This is a genomic window from Spiroplasma sp. Moj, from assembly GCF_016082285.1.
GTDB classification, from domain to species: Bacteria; Bacillota_I; Bacilli_A; order Mycoplasmatales; family Mycoplasmataceae; genus Spiroplasma; species Spiroplasma phoeniceum.
On record NZ_MQTY02000052.1, the window covers coordinates 1 to 6,783 of the forward strand.

General features: G+C 27.2%; 9 protein-coding genes. All 9 read left to right on the forward strand.

Features of this window, described 5'->3' with window-relative positions:
• Positions 1-472: 472 nt before the first annotated feature.
• The 9 genes from dusB to BST80_RS03255 all read left to right on the forward strand — a co-directional run bounded on the left by dusB (position 473) and on the right by BST80_RS03255 (position 6,683).
• A complete protein-coding gene (gene dusB / locus BST80_RS03215) occupies positions 473-1,465 on the forward strand; it encodes a tRNA dihydrouridine synthase DusB (protein WP_415745944.1) in 993 nt (330 codons plus the stop codon).
• A gap of 17 nt (positions 1,466-1,482) precedes the next feature.
• On the forward strand, positions 1,483-2,985 hold the full coding sequence (lysS, locus tag BST80_RS03220; protein ID WP_415745945.1) for a lysine--tRNA ligase: 1,503 nt from the start codon (positions 1,483-1,485) through the stop codon (positions 2,983-2,985).
• Positions 2,986-2,993: 8 nt separating this feature from the next.
• Positions 2,994-3,419 (forward strand): hypothetical protein, encoded by a 426-nt coding sequence (locus BST80_RS03225; RefSeq protein WP_415745946.1) that lies wholly within the window; start codon positions 2,994-2,996, stop codon positions 3,417-3,419.
• 130 nt (positions 3,420-3,549) lie between these two features.
• Entirely contained in the window at positions 3,550-3,999 is a 450-nt protein-coding gene (locus tag BST80_RS03230) for a hypothetical protein (protein ID WP_415745947.1), read from the forward strand.
• Complete coding sequence (locus BST80_RS03235; RefSeq protein ID WP_415745948.1) at positions 4,000-4,686, forward strand: IspD/TarI family cytidylyltransferase; 687 nt, start codon at positions 4,000-4,002, stop codon at positions 4,684-4,686.
• A 113-nt stretch (positions 4,687-4,799) separates the two neighbouring features.
• The gene (rpsF, locus tag BST80_RS03240) at positions 4,800-5,249 is read left to right on the forward strand and encodes a 30S ribosomal protein S6 (protein WP_415745949.1); all 450 of its coding nucleotides are present in this window, start codon (positions 4,800-4,802) and stop codon (positions 5,247-5,249) included.
• A gap of 23 nt (positions 5,250-5,272) precedes the next feature.
• The gene (locus tag BST80_RS03245) at positions 5,273-5,713 is read left to right on the forward strand and encodes a single-stranded DNA-binding protein (RefSeq protein WP_415745950.1); all 441 of its coding nucleotides are present in this window, start codon (positions 5,273-5,275) and stop codon (positions 5,711-5,713) included.
• Between the two features lie 18 nt (positions 5,714-5,731).
• Positions 5,732-5,956 carry a 30S ribosomal protein S18 gene (rpsR, locus tag BST80_RS03250; RefSeq protein ID WP_415745951.1) on the forward strand — a complete coding sequence of 75 codons (225 nt, stop codon included), beginning with the start codon at positions 5,732-5,734 and terminating at the stop codon, positions 5,954-5,956.
• Between the two features lie 151 nt (positions 5,957-6,107).
• The gene (locus BST80_RS03255) at positions 6,108-6,683 is read left to right on the forward strand and encodes a hypothetical protein (protein ID WP_415745952.1); all 576 of its coding nucleotides are present in this window, start codon (positions 6,108-6,110) and stop codon (positions 6,681-6,683) included.
• Positions 6,684-6,783 lie beyond the last annotated feature (100 nt).

Sequence of the window (6,783 nt, forward strand, 5' to 3'; positions counted from 1 at the left end):
TACCATATACTTTTTCATTTTAATCTCCATTCTAATTTAAAGACTAAATCAGTTGTCTAAAATGTATATGGTTTTCACAAAAATAATTTTAGAATATCTTTAATGAATTATTGAAATTTGTTACAATTAAAAAGAAACTATCATTTAACTATTTACTTACAAGTAATATTTATTAAGCAATATTTTTGTAAGGAGGAAATTCAGATGACAGATTGTAGGTTATCTTGCCATGCTTGTCAATGTTCATGTTCAGGTACAAACAGTGACCATAAATGTTTTGAATGTGATTGCAACAAACCACATGGCCGAAAATAATATTTTGTTTCTCATTTTTGAGAAACTTTTTTTGTAATATCATATATGAACTATAATAAGGAATAATTAGCCTTAAAAATAGTTTTTTTATTGAATTTATTGTTATTTTTGATTAAGATTTATCTAATGACTGTTAATTAAAGAAGGAATTAGAAAAATGAGAATTGGAAATATTGAAATCAAAGGGCAAGTTTTTTTAGCACCAATGGCCGGAATTACAAATGAAGCATTCCGAATTATTTGTCATGAATTAGGAGCAGGATTGGTTTATGCTGAAATGGTTAGTGATAAAGCAATTTTACAAAAAAATGAACGAACTTTACAAATGATTGAGGTAAATAAATTAGAACATCCAATTTCAATGCAAATTTTTGGAACAGATATAGAAACTTTTGTTGCAGCAGCAAAATATGTTGATCAACATAGTGAATGTGATATTATTGATATTAATATGGGTTGTCCTGCACTAAAAATTGCAATTAAGTCACAAGCAGGGTCATTTTTATTAAAACATCCTCAACTCGTTTATGAAGTTGTTAAGGCAGTGGTTGAAAATGTTACTAAACCAGTAACTGTTAAAATTCGAATTGGCTGAGATGAAGAGAATATTAATTGTGTTGAAATTGCAAAATATTGTGAACAAGCAGGAGCACAAGCAATTGCAGTTCATGCTCGAACACGAAATAAATTTTATTCTGGAAAAGCTGATTGAAATTGAATTAGGAAAGTAAAAGAAAATGTTGCAATTCCAGTAATTGGGAATGGTGATATTTTTACTTGTGAAGATGCAAAACGAATGTTAAAAGAGACTGGTTGTGATGCAATTATGTTAGCACGAGGAGCACAAGGAAATCCATGAGTATTTAAACAGATTCAACATTTTTTAGATACTGGTGAAAAAATTGAGCAACCACCATTAGATGAATGGCGGAATATTATTTTCCGCCATGCAGAATTATTATTAAATTTAAAGGGAGAACGAATTGCAGTGAGTGAAATGCGAAAAAATTTAGCCTTTTATTTTAAAGGAAAGCCAGAAGCTACTAATTATAAAATTCGGGCAACGCAAATAAATACAATATTTGAGTTAAAAATGCTTGTTAATGAATATATTGCCTATTATAATAGTAATATTAGTGTTGCTAAATAGTAAAAAGGAGAATTAAAATGGAGAAACGTAATTTTACAGAACAAGAGCAAATTAGACGTGATAAATTAAAAAAAATAGTTAAAGATGGACATAATCCTTTTGTAATTACCAAGTTTGACCGAACACATACAAGTAAAAAACTTAATGAACAATTTAATCATTTATCAAAAGAGAAATTAACCACAAGTAGTGATAATATAATAGTTAAAATTGCGGGTCGAATTAAAACATTTCGCGAAGCAGGAAAAGCTAGTTTTGTAACGTTACAAGATCAAAATGGAATTTTTCAAATTTATGTTCGAAATGATGAAGTTGGTGATGAAAAATATCAAGAATTTATTAATTTTGATTTAGGAGATATTATCGGAATTACTGGAATAATGATGAAAACAAACACTGGGGAATTAACAGTGCGAGTTAAAGAATTTGTTTTATTAGCAAAAGCATTGCGTGCATTACCTGACAAATATCATGGAATGACTGATATTGAAGAAAAATATCGTCGTCGTTATGTTGATTTAATTACATCAGCGGAAACAAAAGATATTTTTATTAAGCGTAGTAAGATTATTGCTTTAATGCGAGATTTTTTTAATAGTAAGGGATATTTAGAAGTTGAAACACCTGTTTTACAGCCTATTCATGGTGGCGCAGCGGCAAAACCATTTATAACTCATCATAATACATTAGATATGAATTTTTATCTACGAGTAGCAACAGAATTACCTCTAAAACGGTTAATTGTTGGTGGCTTTGAGGGAGTTTATGAAATAGGACGATTATTTAGAAACGAAGGAATGGATATACGCCATAATCCAGAGTTTACAACAGTTGAAATTTATGTTGCATATCAAGATATGAATTTTATGATGCAATTAACAGAGGATACTATCTGCTACATTGCAAAAAACATTTTAAATAAAGATGAAACAAAATACGATGGAGTAATGATTTCATTCAAACAGCCATGAAAACGTTGACATATGGTTGATGCAATTAAAGAGTTAGTGGGAATTGATTTTTGAAAACCAATGACTTTTGCTGAAGCAAAGAAAATTGCAAAAGAAAAAAAACTACCAATTGAAAAATTTCATACTTCTGTTGGACATATTATTAATTTGTTTTTTGAAGAATTTGTGGAAGATAAATTAATTCAACCAACATTTATTTATGGTCATCCCGTTGAAGTTTCTCCATTGGCAAAAACAAATGCAGAAGATCCAAGATTTACTGATCGATTTGAATTATTTATTAAAGGGCGTGAATATGCAAATGCTTATTCAGAATTAAACAATCCAGTTGAACAATATGAGCGTTTTGTTAGTCAATTAGCAGAACGTGATAATGGTAATGATGAAGCACAAGAATTAGATATTGATTTTATTGAAGCATTGGAATATGGAATGCCACCAACAGGTGGTTTAGGAATTGGAATTGATCGCCTAGTTATGTTATTAACAGGACAAGATTCAATTAAAGATGTATTATTATTTCCCCACATGCGACCAAGAGGAAAATAGGTGATTGTATGGCATTTGGTATTGAAATTGGTTATAGTTCAATTTTAACATTACGTGAAACAGTAGAAGCAATTAGTTTAATTAAACGTGAATTAGTTCGTCGTTTTATTATTCAATTTAATTTATTAAAAGTTGATGCGCCTTTAATTATTACAGAAGAAAAAGGGTTTAATGATGATTTTCGAATGACAGAACGGCCAATTGATTTTGATATTTCACCAACTAATTTGGTTGGTGAAATATTACAGTCACACAATAAATGGCGACGAAATGAAATTAAACAATATGAATTGTTAGAAAACGAAGGAATTTTAACAACGGCAATGGTTTTGCGTCGTGATATTAAGCAATCAAATAGCCAAGCAGTAAGTTTTAGCGAAATTGGATTTGATTTATTAATTAGAAGAAAAAGACATTACATTATTAAAAATTAAACAAACAATTGATAAAGCAACCAATATTGTTAGTGATGTAGAAGACATTTTATTATTAAAATTTCCGCAATTAAATAAGAAATTTAAGAAAAAATTAAATTGAACAAGTCAAATTGAATTACAAAAAGCAATGCGATTATTAAGTTATCAAGAACGCTTAAACCGCTATACAAGAGAAAATGGTGCTACAATCCTCTATGGTTTAAAAAATAGTATTACTAATAATACGATTGAAATTAGTGAATCGCAAGATGTTTTTAATTGGGAACTCTATGCAAAAATTTTTGTTTATGATTTTGTGTTAGAAAAAGCTATTTGTATTGGTTATTGTGCTGCTACTGTTAATCGTGATGTTTTAAAAAGTCAATTAGCAGTAACAAAAGAAACAAGTAAATTAAGAACAGAATATGATGCAAAAGTAGCAACAAATGACTTACCAGTGACACTTTCGTTCGGACTTTTTAAGTCACAATTAGATTTATTTTTATTAGAAAAACAACATATTGGTGAAGTTATTGCTTCGGTTTGAAATGATGATTTTTTAGAATATGTTAAGAAAAATGGAATTGAAATTTTATAAATGAAAAATTATACGGTAATTATTGTTGCAGCTGGGAAGTCATCGCGTTTTAATCAGAAAGACAATAAGTTGCTATATCAACTTGATAATAAACAAACTATTATTGAACAAACATTAATGTTATTTTTAAGTGATCCACTTTGTACAGAAATTATTGTTGGTGTTAATGAAGAAATTTTAACTTTTTTATTGAAAAAAAATTACCAAGCAAAAAATATCCAATTTATTATGGGTGGCATAGAACGAGTTGATACGATTTATCAATGTTTAATTAATCATAAAATTAGTAATGAAATTATAATGATTCATGATGGTGTACGTTGTTTTACTAGTTTAACTTTTATTAATCAATTAAATCAAGTTTTTCAACAAAAAAATTATGAAGTGCTAATTCCAATTTTACCAATTACTGAAACTCTTAAAAAAGTTAAAAATAATTTTATTGAAAAAACATTACCTCGAGAAGAATATTTTACAATTCACACACCACAAGTTTTTAAAGCAAGATTATTATATCAAGTTTATGACAGATATTTTCAAACTAAAAATAGAACAATAATTTATGATGATAGTTATTTAGTAGAGTTATTTTCACCAGAAACAAAAATTCATACAATTTATGGTGAAAAACAAAACATTAAATTAACTTATGTTGATGATTTAAAATTATTAAAATTATTAAAATAACTCTTACAATTAAAGGAAATATAAGGTATAATGATTGGCGAGTTAATAATGCTTGAATTATAATTATTAGCTCCTTGTCCGAATAGGACCTAGACCAAAAGGAGGAAAATAAAATGCGTAAATATGAAATTATGTATATATTAAATCCCGAAGCAACTAATTTGGATGAATTAGAAAGTAAATTACACCAAATTTTAGAAGCTAATGGGGGAAAAATAGAAGAACACGGAAAATGAGGAATTAAAGATTTAGTATATCCAATTAAAAAGAAAAAAAAAGGATATTATGGAGTATTAATTGTTAATACAACATCAGAAAACATTGATGAATTTGTTCGAATTAGTCATATTGAACAAGATGTATTACGAATTTTAGTAATTAATAAAGAAAAAGAAAAAGGATATATTCAATCAACTGTTTATGCAAAAACAGAAGTTAAGAATGATAAACCAGACCGTGATCGTAGACCAGGGAATAAAAAAACTGATTATAAAAGTCATGAACAACGTTCAGAAGGTGAAGAATCAAAACCAGAAAATGCACCAACTGAAACAAAAGAATAAAAAATTAGGAGTGTACAAGAGTTATGTTAAATCGAGTTTCATTAGTAGGAAGACTAACCCGTGATTTAGAATTAAAAAGTTCTGTTAATGGTAAACCATTTGTTGCTTTTACATTAGCAGTAAATAATAGTTTTAATAACCAAGCTTCGTTTATTCCTTGTTTTGCTTGGAATAAAACGGCAGAAAATATGGCCCGTTATTTAAAAAAAGGATCATTAATTGCATTAGATGGACGTTTACAAACGAGAAGTGATAATGTTAATGGTCAAGTTACAACAATTGTTCAAGTAATTGCTGATATGGTTTCTTTTTTAGATTCAAAAGGTGCTAGTGCTGCTACTAACATTGGTGGTCCATCAATGCCAATTGCTAATTATTTTTCTAACACAACTTTTGAACAACCAGAACCACAAGATGATAATAATATTACTTTTGATGGCGATGATGCAATTTTATGAGATTAAAAAGAAAGGAAAAAGAAAATGAATCCAAAATTTAAACGTTTTAAAAAACAATGTTATTTTACAAAAAATAAAATAACATACATTGATTATAAAGATATTGAATTATTAAAAAAATTTATTTCTGGTAATGGGCAGATTTTGCCAAAACGAATAACAGGAACAACTGCTAAAAATCAAAGAATGTTAGCAACAGCAATTAAAAGAGCTCGTCAAATGGCTTTATTACCATTTGTTATTGATTAAAAAATACTTACTTTTGTGAGTATTTTTTCTTTTTTCGTGTAGAGTTAATATGATATATATCATAGGCAGTAAAAAAAGTTAAGGGATGANATTATGAAANAATGTGAAAACCATATACATTTTAGACCACTGATTTAGTCTTTAAATTAGAATGGAGATTAAAATGAAAAAGTATATGGTAACAAGCATTCCAACTGAAAATGAATTATATTCATTACAACGAAAAATAAAAAAATGATATTTACAACAAAAACTTACAAAAGAAATAAATTATATTTATCAAAATGTCATTAATTATTTTAATTTATGTCAGAAATACTATTTATATGAAAATTCACTAAATAGCTTAATTAAATTATTTTATAAGTCAAAACAAACTTTTTATAATTGAGCTAAAAAGATTCAACTTTGTCTTAAAGAAAAATTAAATTTTCTGGTTTTAGCTAAAAAACCAACGAGACCAATTAAAATTAATAACCATTATTCAAAAACTTACAAAATTGCTGTTGCAAAAATGATGAAAAAATATCGCCAAGAATATGGAACTGGAATTTATGAATTTTATAATTTAACTTTAGCTGGATTTTTCACATATAAAAATGAAGTAATTAAACATAACATTAAAACTTTAATGAAATGAAATAAAGAATTTAATAATTTTTATCCTAAAAACAAGAAAATTACAAGAAAATTAGGATTTATAAACGTTATGAAATGCATGAATTAGGTCATCTACAACATGATATTAAAATTCTGACACCAAATATGACTGGTTTTAAACGTAATTTATATTTATATGATTTTATTGATGAAAAATCACGCTTTGG